General features: G+C 38.9%; 6 protein-coding genes. All 6 read left to right on the top strand.

Annotated features, from left to right (window positions below; genetic code table 11):
- Nucleotide 1: 1 nt before the first annotated feature.
- The 6 genes from ABIB30_RS17065 (at nucleotide 2) to ABIB30_RS17040 (ending at nucleotide 18,029) form a co-directional block, all read left to right on the top strand.
- On the top strand, nucleotides 2-7,891 hold the full coding sequence (locus ABIB30_RS17065) for a non-ribosomal peptide synthetase (RefSeq protein ID WP_354304064.1): 7,890 nt from the start codon (nucleotides 2-4) through the stop codon (nucleotides 7,889-7,891).
- Nucleotides 7,888-12,135, top strand: a complete 4,248-nt coding sequence (locus ABIB30_RS17060) for a non-ribosomal peptide synthetase (protein WP_354304062.1) — start codon at nucleotides 7,888-7,890, stop codon at nucleotides 12,133-12,135. The genes ABIB30_RS17065 and ABIB30_RS17060 overlap by 4 nt, the downstream gene beginning before the upstream one ends.
- Nucleotides 12,135-13,430 (top strand): aminotransferase-like domain-containing protein, encoded by a 1,296-nt coding sequence (locus ABIB30_RS17055; protein WP_354304060.1) that lies wholly within the window; start codon nucleotides 12,135-12,137, stop codon nucleotides 13,428-13,430. Before ABIB30_RS17060 ends, ABIB30_RS17055 begins: the two co-directional genes overlap by 1 nt.
- Before the next feature lie 172 nt (nucleotides 13,431-13,602).
- Nucleotides 13,603-15,471 carry a CocE/NonD family hydrolase gene (locus ABIB30_RS17050; protein WP_354304058.1) on the top strand — a complete coding sequence of 623 codons (1,869 nt, stop codon included), beginning with the start codon at nucleotides 13,603-13,605 and terminating at the stop codon, nucleotides 15,469-15,471.
- Between the two features lie 54 nt (nucleotides 15,472-15,525).
- On the top strand, nucleotides 15,526-16,638 hold the full coding sequence (locus ABIB30_RS17045) for a VOC family protein (RefSeq protein ID WP_354304056.1): 1,113 nt from the start codon (nucleotides 15,526-15,528) through the stop codon (nucleotides 16,636-16,638).
- Between the two features lie 5 nt (nucleotides 16,639-16,643).
- Complete coding sequence (locus ABIB30_RS17040; RefSeq protein ID WP_354304054.1) at nucleotides 16,644-18,029, top strand: FAD-binding oxidoreductase; 1,386 nt, start codon at nucleotides 16,644-16,646, stop codon at nucleotides 18,027-18,029.
- The last annotated feature ends 42 nt before the right edge of the window (nucleotides 18,030-18,071 follow it).

The following is an 18,071-nucleotide window of genomic DNA, read 5'->3' as shown; positions in this document are numbered from 1 at the left end:
TATGGAGTTTTTTTTAAAGCAGCTCAGTGAAAAGAAGATCAAATTGTCAGTAATTAATGATGACTTGCAGATTGAGGCACCAAAGGGTACAGTAACTCCAGAATTATTGAAGGAAATTAAATTAAATAAGGAAGCTATACTCCTGACTTTAAGATCTTCCCTGGCTAAGAAATATTATGCTGGAATTCCGAAAACGGCAATTTCCAGTAGTTATCCTTTAGCGCACTCCCAAAAGAGGTTTTGGATAAGTGAAAATCTTGAAGCCAAAGCAAGTACACATCTCATTTCAGGTGCATTCCTGTTAAAAGGAGCTTTAGACGCGGGAAAGCTGGAGAACTCTTTCCATGTTCTGGTCCATAGGCATGAAATTTTAAGAACTATTTTTTTAAAAGATAAAGATGGGAATGCCTGTCAGCAAGTAATTCCCTTTAATGCCGCAAACTATCAGCTGGAGTTAGCTGACTTCTCTGCAGCCAAAGATCCGGTAGCGGCTTCTAAAAATAAGATTGAAGAAAGGGTAAAAGATAAATTCAAGCTGGACCAGCTACCACTCATCCGGATTGGTTTATTCCGTTTAGCTGAAAATGAATGGCATCTTTATTTTTCAATGCACCACATTATCAGTGATGGCTGGTCAATGGAAATACTCATCAGAGAATTGATATTTGGTTATCGGGATATTGAAGCCTTTAGCGCCTTGCCAGCATTACAGATTCAATATAAAGACTTTGCGGACTGGCAGCTTAAATACCTGGCATCCGAAAATGGAACTCAATCCCGGGAATACTGGAAGAAAACATTTGAGAACGGGATTCCTTTATTTGATCTTCCTTCCCAATATTCACGTCCGGCAGTCCAGTCGAATGAAGGTAAAATAGAAAGCCGTGAACTCCAGACAGATTTCGTGGAACAATTGGTGGCTTATGCCCGGGTCAATCAATGCAGTTTATTTAATGTCCTGTTTTCCGGAGTATCGGTATTGCTGTACAGGTACACTGCGCAAAAAGAATTTGTTTTGGGTACGCCAGTGGCAGGAAGAAATCATCTAGAGCTGGAAAACCAGATTGGACCTTATCTGAATTTATTGCCTGTAAAGGTGGCTATAGATCCTGAAAAATCTTTCTCAGGTATCCTTAAGGAAATTAAAGCCAGTACAAATATTACGTTTGAACATCAGTATTATCCGTTTGATTTGATGGTTGAAAATCTTGGAATTAAAAAAGACCTGAGCCGCTCTCCATTATTTGACGTCATGGTCTCTTTAAGAGAAGATTTTACGCATCAAACAAAAGAACTGAATTTTGAAGATGAGCTCACGATTACTGCAATGGGAATAACCCATGACGTTTCCAGGCTTGATCTCATTTTTAATTTTGTAAAAAAAGCAGACCATTTAGTTTTAAACATCGAATACCGGACGGATCTTTTTGAGCATTCGTTTATCTTGCAACTGGCAGATCATTTCATTACTCTTTTGTCGGGTCTTATTGAAAAGGATCATTTACCAGTTTCCCATATCAACTATGTAACACCAGTCAAAGAACAGTCTCCGGCTATAGAAAATATTCCTGTAGCTGTTTTAGCCCTGCTGGACGCACAGAAAGAAATCTCAGCAGAAAAAATTGCTGTTTCACAAGGAGAGGAACAATTGACTTACCATCAGCTATATCAGCTGGCAGACCAGTTTGGAACTTATCTGAAAGAATATGGTGATGTTAAAAAGGGTGATTTTGTAGCTATCAGCCTTCCACATTCTATTCCGGCTATCTGGAGCTTCCTCTCCGTTTTAAGAATTGGAGCCGTATATGTTCCGGTTGATCCGGGTTATCCTGCATCCAGAATAGACTATATCCTTCAGGATTGCAACAGTAAATTTCTGATCAATGAACAGGTAATCCACCAATTCTTGTCCACAAGAGCTACCTATTTACCTGGAAAACCTGAAGAGGTTGAGATGAATGACCTTGCTTATGTAATTTATACCTCTGGGACTACAGGAAATCCTAAAGGTGTCTTGTTAACGCATCAGAATTTAAGCAGACATAGCCAGGTGATCCTCGGACATATTAAAGATTTTCCTGATCAGATTAAAATGCTGAACCATGCGTCTTACTCATTTGACATCTCTCTGTTTGAAATACTTCCGCCGCTGCTTTCGGGGGGGGAACTGATCATCATTAACCGTTTTGACATTCTGGCCGGGGAAAACCAAATGGCTATTTTGTCAAAAATTACACATATCCAGATTATCCCGTCATTTTTAGAGCAGATGATCAGCTCGGTTCCGGACGCAGAAAGAATCAAAGCCTTTACCGCCATCAGGCATATTCATATTGGTGGTGATGCTGTGCAGACTTTACATTTACTCAACATCAAAAAATATTTTGAACATGCAGTAATCCATGAATTATATGGACCTACAGAAACGACTATCTGGTGTACTAAAAAAACATACCCGGTTGGTCCGGGCGATCAGCAGCATTTAAATGGAAAGATCATCGGTCAGCCTGTTGCTGGTTATGCTGTCTATATCCTGGATGATTATCTGCAAATTGTACCGGATTGGGTATGCGGGGAATTATATATTGGAGGAGATGGTGTAGCATCAGGCTATTTAAATAAAGAAGAACTGACCGCTAAACAATTTATCCCTAACCCTTTTGAAAAAGGCGGACGTTTGTATAAAACAGGCGATTTAGTAAGAAGGCTCAGAAACGGCGATCTTGAATTCTTAGGAAGAAAAGATGAACAGGTAAAAATCAGAGGATACCGGATTGAATTAGGAGAAGTAGAACATGCTATTCTTTCCAGTCCCGAAGTCAATGACGCTGTATTGGTGGTTAAGACCTCAGAAACAGGAGATAAAGAACTTGTTGCCTATATCGTTTCCGACAAGCAGCCAGACATTTATGAACTGAGAAGACATTTACTGGAAATCTTACCAAGATATATGCTTCCTTCTCATTTTGTGGCGCTGACTGAACTTCCATTGACCCCTAACGGAAAAGTGGATAAAAAATCACTGCCGGATCCTGACAGCAGCACTTTACCAGATGATGCGCACAATTCCTCTTTTGTACCTGCCAGAACGGTGCAAGAGCGGGTATTGATCAGTGTATGGGAAGATGTTCTCAAAAAAAATAAGATAGGGATAAGAGACGATTTTTATAATTCAGGGGGTGACTCCATCAAATCGATACAAATTGTATCCCGTCTAAAACAGAAAGGATATCAATTGAAGATAGAGCATATTCTTGGATTTCCTGTACTGGAAAGAATGGCTGGATTCATGAGTCAGGAGCAGACCATAGCGGATCAGTCAGTGATCCTTGGCCCGGTAGTAATGACTCCTGTACAGCACTATTTTTTTAGCCAGAATCTAAATAATTATCAGCACTACAATCAATCAGTTGTCTTGAAAAGTACACAGCGGCTGGATACTGCACTGCTCAGGAAATGTATGGTGGAACTCGCAAACCATCACGATGCCTTGCGTATGGTTTTCAGGAAGCAAAACGACAAGTGGGAACAGTTCAATCAGGATTTGTATGGTGACAATTTTACTGTGCTGTATACTGATTTAAGAGGTCATGAAAATGGGGTAGCTGAAATGGGCACCATAGCTGAAAAACTGCAGGCAGGTTTTCAGCTGGAAACAGGCCCCCTGATAACCGCAGGTCATTTCAGCTTAAATGATGGGGACAGGGTTGTGCTCATTATTCATCATTTAGTAGTGGATGGAATGTCCTGGAGGATTTTACTGGAAGATCTTGCACTGCTATACAGCAGTTATATCAAGGCCGAAAATCATGTATTACCCTTAAAGACTGACTCTTTTCAGCGTTGGGCATTTTTACAACAGGAAATGGCCAGATCTGAACAATTTGAAGCGGAGAAGGGTTATTGGGAACGGGTTCTTAACCAGTTTGTTACACCCTTTCCAAAAGAGATTCATACTGCTCAGTCTCCACGTATAGATCGCCATATAACTTTTAATCTGGACAGGTCGGTCACAGAAATACTCAAGTCTGGTGTACACCATGCCTACAATACAGAGATCAACGATATTTTACTCAGCTGCCTGGCTATTGCCATAAAAAAGGTCTTTGGGATAGATAAAAGTATGGTGAAAATGGAGGGACATGGCAGAGAACAAATTTTGCAGGATGTGGATATCAGCAGGACAGTAGGCTGGTTTACAACAATGTATCCTTATGTTTTAGCGATATCAGACTCACCTGCCGCGCAAGATAGTCTGATCAAGGTTAAAGAAGACCTGAGAAGAATACCCAACAAAGGAATCGGATATGGGATGCTTAACTATCTCAGAGATGATTTTCATCATCCTGTCCAAGCAGCTGTTTTATTTAATTACCTGGGCGATTTTGACAATACCCTGCCAGAAGATAAAGACTCAGCTCTGGAGTTTTCCAGTGAATACATCGGGCGCAATAACACGGAGGAGACCACAGACGATATCTTGCTCAGTGTCTCAGGAATGTTGGTTGCTGGCGAGCTGACGATGTCTCTGGGTTATGCTTCAAACACCTATCGTGCTCAGACAATAGAAAGACTTTCAGCTAGTTATAAAGAAGCACTGATCGGTCTTATCGATCATTTAGCGAATACCGTACATCCAAAAGTTACTTCCTGGGATCTGACCTTCAAAGATTTGAGTATGGAAGAGCTGGCGGAAATCAATAAGGATAATAATGTAGCGGATATTTATACCCTTTCCCCATTACAACAGGGGATTTATTACCATTGCCTTGCAGACCCATTTTCGCCCATGTATTTTGAGCAAATGTCTTACCGCATCAAAGCTCCCGGATTGAATATTGAATCTGTAAGAAAGGCCTATGATAAACTGGTAGAAAGACATAGAGTGCTGAGAACAGGTTTCAGAAATGACCTGCGTGAAGAACCTTTGCAAATTGTATGGAAATATGCACCCAGCAATTTCACCTCTAAGGAAATTCCGGCCGGAATACCTGCGGCTGTCTTTGTTGAACAGGAAAAATTAAATGATAGGGAATTGGGATTCAACCTGGAATCCAGCTCTCAGATGAGGCTTCTGGTAATCGCTCATGGAAATGACGACTATGAATTTATCTGGAGTAACCATCATATTATCATTGATGGATGGTGTATGGGCGTGCTGATCAAAGATTTCTATCAACTCTTAAATGCAATAGACCACAATCTGCCGCCAGATTTACCAACGCCAGTACCTTATTCCGGATATATCAGCTGGCTGAATCAGATTGACGAGCAAAAGTCACGGAGCTATTGGGAAAATTATTTATGGGATTATACTAAAATAGCTGAGATTCCTTATCAGAAAACCGCTATAGCGCAGCCTGCCTATAAACAAGCAAAACAGATCCTTAAAATTGAAGGTGGCGCTTATACGCAGCTGCAATCCTTTTGTAACGAACTGGGTATCACACAAAATACTTTTATCCAGGGAGCCTGGGGATACCTGCTCTCCAGATACAATGATGTTAAAGATGTGGTTTTCGGTGCTGTAGTTTCAGGAAGACCAGCAAGTTTGCCTGGCGTAGAAGACATGGTTGGGTTATTTATCAATACAATTCCTGTCAGAGTGAATTATCAGGATATAGAAACACCAGCAGAACTTTTAAAAACACTCAATAAAGAAGCCATAGCAGGGAATCAGCATCACTATATTAATTTGTCTGAAATTCAGTCTGTCAGTGAGCTGAAAGCTCAGCTGATCAACCACATTATGATCTTTGAGAACTATCCGATTGCTGATTTGCTGAAAGAAGACCTTGAGCAGCGAAATGAAAATCAGGAACTCAGTATCCTTGCTGCAGATGTATTTGAACAAACTAATTATGACTTAAATGTTGTTGTTGTTCCATTAGAAAATGCATTGTCTATTCAATTTAAATACAATAGTAACATTTATCTCGAAAGGGGAATGTTGGAACTGACCGGACATCTTCAATCAATAATCACTCAGTTTGCAGGTAATCCCAATAGTTCGCTGGATGAAATAGAGCTGCTTGCTGAGGAGGAAAAATACCAGCTTATTGAGCAATTTAACAACACTCAGAAATCATTTCATCAAGATAAACGGATAACTGATCTTTTTGAAGAGCAGGTTAAAATTAACCCGGATGGAATTGCATTGAAAACTGCAGGAGGTAATTTTACATTCCGTGCACTGGATCTTTTACGCCAAAAATACTCCGCATATTTTGTCCATACGCTAAAAATAAAAAATGGAGATCGCATGCTGATCTCTTTAACACACGATCAGCAGCTGGTTGCAGTTTTACTGGCCGTGAATAAAATTGGGGCTGTTAGCGTTCCCGTTGATCCTGTAACCCCGGCAGAGCGAATTGCTTTTATTTATAAAGATAGTGATAGTGCTGCATTGATAGACGCGGATACACTGGTCCTTGCAGATTTAAAGAATTCTGCTGATCCTGCACAAGATACTTTGCTGACCTTACCAGAAGATCCAGAGTTTATTATTTACACTTCCGGATCAACAGGCCTGCCTAAAGGAGTATTGCTTACAGCTTCCGGTTTGATGAACAGATTGAACTGGATGTGGGAAGAATATCCTTTTCAGAAAGGGGAGGTTTGCTGTGCAAAAACATCCATAAGTTTTGTGGATCATATTTGTGAGTTATTCGGGCCTTTGTTAAAAGGGATTCCCTTAGTACTTTACCAGCGGGAGGAATTATTGGATATGAAATATTTTATAAACAGCCTTTATGCGCATAAGATCACAAGATTATTACTCGTACCCTCATTGCTAAAAGCGATGCTGAATTATCCTGCTTTATTAAAAGCTCAACTGCAAAATGTTTGTTTATGGTCTTGTAGTGGTGAAGAACTTAAGCTTCAGCTTGTTCAGCAGTTTTATGATACAGTCCAAAATGAAAACGCCCATTTAATAAATATATACGGGTCGGCGGAAGTTACCGCAGATGCCACCTATTATGACACGATTACTTACAACAACGCTGATACAATAGTTTCCTATTCTGGTATTGTTCCAATTGGGAAACCAATAGCCAATTCAAAAATCTATATTCTGGATCAATGGCTGAGGCCTTTACCAGTAGGTGTTCCAGGTGAAATTTGTATTTCGGGGGCGGTTGTCTCCTCAGGATATCTGCATCAGGAGCAAGGAGAAGATAAATTTGTCAGCAATCCTTTTGAACCTTCAGCAATCCTGTATAAAACTGGTGACCTTGGAAAATGGATGCCCGACGGAAACCTTGTGTATTTCGGAAGAAAGGACAACCAGGTAAAAATCAGAGGACATCGGGTCGAAATGGCTGAAATTGAATATTCGATTTTAAAAAATGAGCAGTTAACAGATGCAGTTGTGCTGGCCATTCAAGAACAGGAAACAGGTGAAATAGAACTGGCTGTCTATTTTACCTCAAAAACGGAAATTGATCTTTCAGAAATTAAGCAATTTTTAAAAGCAGCTCTTCCGGATTACATGATTCCTGCTTATTTTTTCCAGGTAGAGGAAATTCCACTGAATACCAATGGTAAAGTTGATAAACGTGCACTTGCTCAATTAAAAAACATAGAAATTACTGGTAAAACATACGTTGCTCCCGGAAACGATACACAAGTCAGGTTGGTAAAAATCTGGGAGAGTGTGTTGAAAAAAGACAACATAAGTGTTACAGCTAACTTCTTTGAATTGGGAGGACATAGTATTAAGGCTATGAATATTTTATCAAAAATAAACAAGGAATTTAATCTGGACATGAATATTAAAAATGTATTTCATTATCCTGTCATTGAGGAACTGTCAGTATTTATAGACTTTATACAAAAACAAAAAGAAGTCAGAGAAAAAGGAGCTGCTTTCAGGGAGATAGATTTATGATCAGATTTTTAAATAAAATTGCACAGGAAGGTATTTTAATAGATTTTGTGGATGGAAAGTTGAAACTCTTCACCGAAAATGAAACACTTGACCCTGATTTACTGAACGAAATAAAAGCTAAAAAGGAGGATATTATTGCCTACCTGTCCGAGAATCTGAGTTCCGGAATTAGCAACAATCATTATTCAGAGATTCCTGTGGCATCCCACGCGGATGATTTTATGGCTTCCAGCGCTCAAATCCGTATGTGGATACTCAGCAGGTTTGAGGAGAGCAATATTAGCAGTAACATGCCATATTCTTTAACCTTTAAAGGAAATATGGCGAATCTTGAAAAAGCTGTGCTTTCAGTAATTGAAAGACATGAGAGTTTGCGGACAGTATTTTTCGCGAATACAGAAGGAGCCGTCAGACAAAGTATAAAGTCTTTCCGGGAGTTGGCATTTAGAACAGATTACAGAGACTTCAGTACTGCAGCAGAGCCGGAAAAGTTAATTCAGGAATATCTGAATCAGGATATCTGCAAACCATTTGATCTTGAAAGCGGGCCATTATTACGTACCGCTATCTTACAGACTTCGGCTGATACTTGTACCTTTTATTATGTATTACATCATATAATTTGTGACGGATGGTCTCTTGGCGTATTGAAAAATGACATTCTTGCCTATTACAATTTCTATAATGAAGGAATGGAACTGCAATTGCCGGAGCTGAGGATACAGTATAAAGACTATACTTTATGGCAACAGGAAAAATCGGGTATACATGAACTCCGGAATCACCGGAAGTACTGGCTGGAGAAACTATCTGGAGAACTGCCGGCAGTGACTTTACCTTTTCAGAAAACCAGGCCCAAAATAAAATCTTATCAGGGAAGTAATTTGAGTACCTGGATCTCACCAGAACTGACTACAGCCCTTAAATTATTTTGTTCTGGTCAGGATGGAAGTTTATTTGTCGGCCTGCTGGCTTTATGGAATGTTTTGATTTTTAGATATACCGCTCAAAAGGATATCATTATTGGTACGCCTGTAGCAGGCCGGAACCATCCGGACCTGGAAAACCAGATCGGATTTTATTTGAATCTGCTTCCCTTGCGGAATCAGGTAGATCCACAGGAAGATTTTTTGTCTTTTTATGAGAAGGTTAAAAAGGCAGTACTGTCAGATTTTGAATACCAGAGTTACCCTTTTGACCATTTGATCGCGGACCTTAATTTGATTAAAGATACTGGACGGAGCCCCTTATTTGATGTGCTGCTTATTCTACAGAATACAGCGGGAGAAATAACGGGGACTACACAGGATACGATAGATTTTCAAGACAGGATAATGCCTAAAAAAGAGGTCAGTATTCCAAAATATGATCTCGATATAGAATTTAAAGAAACAGGGGGAGGATTATTCTTTAGTGTAAATTATAACACAGACCTCTTTGATACAGAAGAAATCAAGACCTTAATAGCGCATTATATGCAGCTGATGTCTGTTTTATTAAAACATCCTGCTCAAAAAATAGGCACAGCTGATTTTTTAACTGGTCTCCAAAAAAACACCTTGCTTTACAGTTTCAATAATACTCTGGTAAAATACGCGGAGGAGAAAACAGTCGTTGACCTTTTTAGTGCGCAGGTTTTAAAACATCCGGACCGTGTGGCTATTGTTTTTGAAAATACCACGATTACCTATCTTGAGCTTGATGAAAGCTCAAATCAGCTGGCTCATTACCTGCAGGAAAATTATGCCGTAGGGCCAAATGATATTGTCGGAATTAAATTAAACAGAACGGAGTGGATGATCATCTCTATGCTGGGTATTTTAAAGGCCGGAGGTGCTTATGTTGCTATCGACACGAATTATCCAGAGCAGCGAATTGAATACATTAAAAAAGATTGCAACTGTAAAGTATGTATAGACAGTGATGAACTGAGAAGATTTGCTTCTAAACAAGAGCTTTATGCTAAACAAGCGCTATATAGTGCTTTCTCACTAAAAGACATGGCTTATGTTCTTTATACTTCAGGATCTACCGGAATCCCAAAAGGAGTGATGGTAACCCTCGAAAATCTGATGTCCTTTTTAGTGAATCTGGACGGCCCTTTCCATTTTTCAAAGCTCAAGAGTTTTGGCTTATCCACCAGCCTTACCTTTGATCTTTCTATACTCGAAATTCTTGGTGCGCTGTGTACGGGTAAGGAGGCTCATCTTTTTTCTGATGAAGAATTACAGGATCCTTACCTATTTTTAGAGCGGCTTGCCACTGGTAAAATTGAGGGAATGTTAGCAACCCCATCCAGATTGATGCAATTGTATGAGCTCACTGCGCATCTTCCTGCAGGTCTTAAAGTTTTAATTGCAGGCGGGGAACCATTGAGTACTGTTCTTTTTGACAAACTCCGTAAAGAGCCATTTATTTCCCTGAATGCCTATGGCCCTACAGAAGCTACCATATATAGTACCCTGTTTAATCTTAAAGATGGAATAAAGCCGCTTATTGGCAAACCATTAGCTAATGAGCAAATCTATATCCTGAACGAAGAGCAGCAATTACAACCCTTAAATGTGAGTGGGGAAATTTACATTGGGGGCCGGGGAGTTGCAAAGGGATATCTGGGCAGAGCTGAACTTACTGCTGAGAAATTTATTGCCAACCCATTTAAAGCAGGGGAGTATCTCTATAGAACAGGCGACTTAGGCCGCTGGTTGCCTGATGGAAATATTGAATTTAGAGGAAGAATAGATGATCAGGTAAAAATAAGAGGCCATAGAATTGAATTGAAAGAGGTAGAGCACTGGCTCTTAATGAATCCTCAGCTTATAGATGCAGTTGTCATTAACATCAAATCAAGTTCGGGAATGGAAGAACTTGCGGCCTATATCGTTGCTGCTGCGGAAATTGATATTCAGATGATTCGTGAATATTTGTTAACCTGCCTGCCTGAATACATGATTCCGGCTTATTTTATTCAAATAGATAAAATTCCGCTCACCATTAGCGGGAAAACTGATAAAAAGAATCTTCCCGGGCCTTCCGGAGTCCTTTCACATCAAGGAACAACTTATATGCCTCCAGAAACGGCGAACGAAAAGGCCCTGATTACTGTATGTCAGGATATATTGAAAATTAAGCAGATAGGTATTAATAATAGCTTTTTTAACCTGGGAGGTGATTCCATTAAATCCATACAAATCGTATCTCGTCTTAAACAGAATGGATATACACTTGAACTCGCTGATATCCTGCATACACCTGTTTTAAGGGACATCGCTGCCCGGATGACTAAAATTTCTATCCTGCAGAAAGAGATTTCTCCAGATCAGCTGCCGGTGATATCAGCTGTAGAAAAGAATAAAGTCACCCATTTAACTGAGGAATGTCAACTTGAATTTGCTGTACTCTCAAATTACAATTTCGTTGATACTCAAAAGCCCAATTTAATTGTGTTCCATGAAGGAACAGGTGAAATACTTGGTTACAGACATCTTTTTGACGGATTGAAATCTCATTTTAATATCTGGGCCTTTAAGTTTGATAAAGCGGTATGCTCACCTACGGCCGTTAATCCGATGGAGATGGCGGCGCTTTATGCAAAAACGATTTTAGAAAAGTTCGGTGATCCTGATCAAATCCAATTGCTGGGCTGGAGTTACGGAGGCTATATTGCCTACCTGGTTACAAACTATTTTGAACAGCAGGCAAAGGCACCAGATCGGTTGATCATGATCGACAGTCCTAATTACATCAATCCTGATTATAATGGTGATTATCAAAAGGAATATTTTACAGCAGATTATCAGTTGTCAATTGAACTGGAAAGGACGTTGATCCTGGATATTTGTCCACAGCTGGACATCAGTGATTTAGCTGAAATTCAGGAGATAGACTTATTCTGGAAAGAGATAGAGAAGAAAGTTGCCTTACGGCATTATGATTTTATTATTCCTGAATTCTGGAAAGATTATTTTCAGAAGGTATACCCCGGGACTGATCTGGCTCATTGTATAGAAAAGATTAATCAGCTCAGGACCATAGGATTAAATATTCCAACTCCCCACCATGATCCGGTTGAGCAAACAAAGCTGATTTATTTTAAAGCTAAGAACTCTGATAAAGAACATGGATTATTCTGGAAAGAGCTGACAAAGTCCCCTTTCCGGGAAGAAGAAGTAACGGGCGGGCATGGCAGTATGATGACACCGCCCCATATTGAACAAATTATAGCCACACTAACTAAAATTTAATGAACGAGTTGAAGATAAATACAGACAGATTTCTTGAAGAAGATATTATGACCTTTTTAGGGCAGACTGATCTGAAAAGTAAAGAGCTGATTTCTTTTGGTTCAGGGAAACCGGACGAAAGTTATTTTGATCTGCAAGGCGCCTTAACAAATATTGATTATTACTTTAATTACCTGAAGTCTCAGGGGCTTGATGAATTGGAAGTTTATTCCAGGATTGGTCAATACACCCATGTGAAAGGGATTATCCCGAATATTATCAAGACCTACCTGGAAACAGATTATAGTTTTAAAGATATCGATGAAAACGATATTATTTTGACTGTTGGTGCGCAGGAAGCATTTATGCTGGCCATATTAAGATTTTGTGAGCAGGATAGGCATACTGTGGTCACGGAAACTCCGTCCTACATTGGTTTTAATTCATTTGCAGGACTCAGCGGATATGATGTCCATTATATTCCAGTTGATGAAGCAGGTGGAATTGATATTCAAAAACTCCTGGTACAGTTACAGACTTCAAATGAGCTGGGTAAGCCAGTAAGGTTAGTCTATATTAATCCGGATTTTCACAATCCTACGGGAGCGGTAATGCCGCTTGAGAAAAGGAAAAAACTAATTGAACTGGCAGATGAATGGGATTTTTTAATTGTAGAGGACAATGCTTATAAAATATTCCGCTACGAAGGAATAGACTTACCAAGTCTGAAAGAACTTGATCATGCAAACAGGGTGATCTACGTAGAATCTTTTTCGAAATCAGTGTTCCCTTCTGTACGTCTGGCAATTATGTATGCTAGTGGAAATCTCCGGTTTAATGAGGTCAATTTAAAGAAATCTGATGTTTTAGCTGAGTTGAAGGCTTATGTTTCCGTAAACAATCCTACCCTGGATCAGGCATTGGTGGCAGGTATATTACTTCAGAATGCCTATTCTATGAAAAAGTACAATCGCGATAAAGTATTGGCATTTAAAGAAAAGAGGGATGTAATGTTAAGGGAACTGGACAGGTACATTAATGAATTTCCGCTACCCATGCATTACCGTATTCCCGAAGGCGGTTTTTTCCTTGAATTATTTATCCCTTTTCAGGTGAGTAAAGAGCAATTAGAATGCGCTATCAATAGCTATAATGTTATTTTTTGTCCAATGTGGTTTTTTTACCATAAAGATAGTGTAGTCAAAACTAATTCAATAAGGTTATCCTTTAGCAAACCCAGCAAAGAGAAGCTTATAAAAGGAGTTGGCTATTTATTTGATTTCTTTAAGCAAGAAATGATTAATGCGGATGCCTGATGATTTTATTTTTGAAATTAAAGCGATCAAAAACGATATGCTTTTGTAAATAAAGTGGAATTAATACCGCAATATGAATACTATTTTTAAAATTTATTTATATTGCTTATGGTTATCCGATATATTATAAATTGGATAACTGCTTGTGTTACAATAAAAGAAAATATCAACCATGAGACAAAGAATTTTAGTATTGTTTATGCTGATCAGTAACTTCCTTAGTGCACAGGATTTTACGGTTAAAGATTATAAAAAAAAGGAAGTATATATTAAGACAAGGGATGGCGTAGAATTGTATACCGCTATTTATCAGCCTAAAGATAATACAGTAAAATATCCTGTTTTATTAACCAGAACACCATATGGCTCTAATCCTTATGGTAAAGAAATGCCCGATGAACTGATGTATAATGACTTATTGGTTCGCAAGGGCTATATTTTTGTTTATCAGGATATCAGAGGAAGATCAATGAGTGATGGAGAGGATATGGTAAATTTGAAACCTGTATTCAGTCAGAAAAATAAGATCAAGACAGATGACGTTACAGACACCTACGATACCCTGGACTGGCTGGTTAAGAATGTAGAGAATAATAACGGAAATGTTGGAATGTATGGCAATTCTTACCGAGGATGGACAGCCTTAATGGGGAGTTTAAGCAGACATCCCGCACTCAAAGCAGTTCAGATTGGTGCACCTTCGATCAACGATTATTTTGAGGACTTTACACGCTATGGACTTTTTAGTTTGGCCTATACACCGATTATAGACTGGTTTGGAACACCTAAAACAGCCAGGAATGAAGGGCCATGGTGGAAACGTAATTTGGAATACTTCTCTTTTTATGAAAACTATGCGAATAAACTGGATAAAGACAGCTATGAATTTTTTCTGAAAAAAGGAGCACTTAAGAATTATGGAGACTTACTTTCTGATAAAAACTATTTCTGGAGATATCTTAAAAATCATCCTGATTATGACCAGGCCAGGCAAGAACACAATACTGTTCAATATATCAAGGATATAAATTGTCCGGTTTTGATTGTTGGGGGATGGAATGATGAACAGAACTTATATGGTATTGTAAACGCTTACGACGCTGTAGTAAAAAACAACAAGAAGTCAACCAAATATATTGTAGGTCCCTGGAGTCATGGTGATTATGTTCATAATGATAGCTTAACCTATGTGGGCAATATCTATTATGGACGGGATATCAATAGTGGTTATTTAAAGGAAGAGTTTGATTTTTTTGAACATTATCTTAACCATAAAACTCAGCAACCTCTGGCTAATATTTCATTTTTTGATACTGGTAAAAAAGAATGGGCTTACTATGAAAAGTTGCCAAAAACAGTTCAAAAAGATTTCTTCTTTTCCTCGGATGAAAAGTTGGCAGCCCAAGATCCGGGAGCGGCTCAAAAAGATGTGTTTTTTGAATACCTGAGTGATCCTAAAAAGCCTGTTCCTTATATTGAACAGGATAATTATAATCTTTTTGTGGCGAAGAGTTTTATGACTGATGACCAGCGGTTTGCCTATAAAAGACCTGATGTGCTTACTTTTTCAACCGAAGTACTGACCGATGATTTAACGATTACCGGAAAAATTGAAGCTTTGCTTAAATTCTCAACGGATCATACTGATGCTGATATCATTGTTAAACTAATTGATGTTTTACCAATGGATCTGAAGCCTCAGAAAACCGACAAGCCTGGAATCAAAATGAATGGTTACCAGCAAATGATCAGAAGTGGTTATATCCGCGGACGTTACCGGGATGACTTTTCTGCGCCGAAACCTTTTATACCTGGCGCGGTGACCAATGTAAATGTAGAACTGCTCAATATCAACCATACTTTCAAAAAAGGACATAAAATCATGGTTCAGATTCAGAGTAGTCTCTTCCCGATGTTTGATAGAAATCCGCAGAATTATGTGCCAAATATTTTTAAAGCCGAGGATAGTGATTTTGTAAAAGCAAATCACCGGATTTATTCAGGAAGCAAAATTGTTCTGCCACAATTAACGGCACAATAAACTAGCTCCTGTCAATTCACCAAAAAATGAGAATCAGCCTTTTTAACCTTGAATATGTATAAAGACGAATTAATTGAATCAGATTTTCTAAATGTAGAATATGATTTTATAGAGTACTATGTTGGAATGGCTAAAATGGTTGTTTACTGGCATGTAAAAGCATTGGGATTCAAAGTGATGGCCTACTATGGGCCCGAAAAGGGACAGCAGGAAAAATGTTCTTATTATTTAGTTAAGAATAATATTAAAATCGTGATCACCGCAGCCTCACAACCTAGCTCACACGATATCGTATCTTTTGTAGACCTGCATGGAAATGGAATAAAAAGGATAGGGATTGCTATTAAAAATATTGATGATTTTTATGTTGATATACTAGGGAAGGGGGCAATTCCGGTTAAATTTCCTGCAACCGTAACAGATAGTGATGGAAAGGTGGTCACAGCTTCAATCAAAATATTTGATGACAATGAAATCATGTTTGTGGATACTTCTGAGTATAATGGCATATTTCTGCCAGGCTATAAACCGGTAGAGGAAGATTGGGATTTTAATGAAGAGGATTCCTGCCTGACTGGAATTGACCACATTGCCAGTGCCATGAGGATTAATGAAATGAGTATGTGGGAACGTTACTTTAATACTATTTTTCAATCCAAAACAGTCAAATGTTTTGACCATAGACAAAATGGAGAAGAGGAAAAAATCGGGATGTTGCTGAAGGTCTTACAGACTGAAGGCAAGCAGATGAATAATGTCCTGGTAGAACCCGATCAGCATAAAAGTACACAAGTACAGTTATTTCTGGATAAAAATTACGGTTCAGGAATTCAGCATGTCGCTTTTACATCTTCCAATATATTCAATACAGTTGAGGTCCTTAGGAAAAACGGCGTTAGATTCTCCTCCTATCCGGATTCTTATTATACTGAATTAAAAGAGAAATACCCGGCATTGGATGTTGCTAAATTTAAGAAATATGGCATTTTATGTGATATTATAGGTGATTCTCTGCTTCTTCAGGTTTTTACTACGCCAATTGGTGACAGACCAACTTTTTTTTACGAAATCATACAGCGCGTCAATAATTATGAAGGCTTTGGTATTGATAATATTAAAGCCTTGTTTGAAGCCGTGGAAAGAGAAAAAAAACTGAACTTAAACTAGTATGAATGAAAGATGCTGAAACTATAGCTGCATTATCGGCTCTTGTAGGTCATCAGAATATCATCAGCAATGCAGAAGACCAATTTGGCTATACACAGGATTGCAGCTCAGGTAAATTCTATAAATCCCTGTGTATTGTTAAACCAGGAAATGCGGAAGAGATTGCGGAGATTTTAAAGTTTTGCAATCTCCACCAAACCAGGGTGGTGGTCAGATCGGGAGGAACAGGAGTGAGTGGTGGCTCGATACCTGAAGAGCAAAGTATTGTACTTTCTATGGAGAGGCTTAACCGTATTCTTGAGATTAATCGGGTAGATAGATTTGTGATCCTGGAGGCGGGGGTGAATACGCTGGAGCTGGAAAAAAGAGTATTGGAGGCAGGGCTTAAATTTCCTCAGAATATCAGCAGTGCCTATGGAAGCATGATCGGGGGAAATATAGCCGTATCAAGCGGAAGCCCGAAATCCGTAAAATACGGCCCTACAAAAAACTATGTGCTCAATCTGGAGGTCGTACTTCCAAATGGAGAGATACTATGGACAGGGAAAAATGTTAGAAAAAATGCTTCCGGATATAACCTGACTCAACTGTTTACAGGCAGTGAGGGGACACTTGGCATTATCACCAAGGCTGTTATACAACTGGTTACACTGCAGCATGAGACCCTCATACTCGTGCCGTTTTTGTCTTCAGAAAAACTATTCAGTTTTGTTAAAAAGCTCTTTATCTCTGGGTTTAATCCATCCGGACTAGAGTTTATGGATAAAAATGGATTCAAATTAGCTGCTGGTTCAATGGACAAAAGGTATGCGATCAGTGAGGATACCCAGGGGTTGCTATGGATTGAATTTGAAGCCGATCAAGAAGCTCATGGATCGGCTATGCTGCTCAATTATGCTGAAATGCTTGGTGAATATACCGATGAAGAAATTTTTGTGGCTCAGACACCAGCCGAAATTGCCCGTCTGTGGGAATTCAGGAAAAATATCGGTTCGGTTGCTGTAAGTACCGGTGAATTTAAAGACTTTGACCTGGTAGTACTCAGGTCGCATATAGACTTAATGTATCAGCATATAGACGCGGTGTGTACTCAACTGGGGCTTCAATATCTTGTGATTGCCCATATTGGAGATGGGAATTTCCATATCAATGTTTTCAGGGATAAACATATGGATGCTCAAAAATGGAAAGCGATCATTCATGAATGTATAGACTTATTATTTACAGAAGCAGTGCGGCTTGGCGGGGAAATTTCCGGAGAGCACGGTATTGGTACATATAACCGGGAAGTTTATTCACGGTTTAATGAAAAGACAAAAATCAAGCTGATGAAAGACATTAAGCAGCTTTTAGACCCCAACGATATTCTGAATTCGGGCAATATATTCTAACGAACAAGATATTTTAACAAACAAGACATTCTAACGATCAAT

This window comes from Pedobacter sp. UYP1, assembly GCF_040547305.1.
Classification (GTDB): Bacteria; Bacteroidota; Bacteroidia; order Sphingobacteriales; family Sphingobacteriaceae; genus Pedobacter.
This window is presented reverse-complemented; position numbering and strand designations above follow the sequence as displayed.

Excerpts from the sequence above, each read along its gene's own strand:
- ABIB30_RS17065 (WP_354304064.1), top strand. The coding sequence starts at position 2 with ATGGAGTTTTTTTTAAAGCAGCTCAGTGAAAAGAAGATCAAATTGTCA.
- ABIB30_RS17060 (WP_354304062.1), top strand. The coding sequence starts at position 7,888 with ATGATCAGATTTTTAAATAAAATTGCACAGGAAGGTATTTTAATAGAT.
- ABIB30_RS17055 (WP_354304060.1), top strand. The coding sequence starts at position 12,135 with ATGAACGAGTTGAAGATAAATACAGACAGATTTCTTGAAGAAGATATT.
- ABIB30_RS17050 (WP_354304058.1), top strand. The coding sequence starts at position 13,603 with ATGAGACAAAGAATTTTAGTATTGTTTATGCTGATCAGTAACTTCCTT.
- ABIB30_RS17045 (WP_354304056.1), top strand. The coding sequence starts at position 15,526 with ATGTATAAAGACGAATTAATTGAATCAGATTTTCTAAATGTAGAATAT.
- ABIB30_RS17040 (WP_354304054.1), top strand. The coding sequence starts at position 16,644 with ATGAAAGATGCTGAAACTATAGCTGCATTATCGGCTCTTGTAGGTCAT.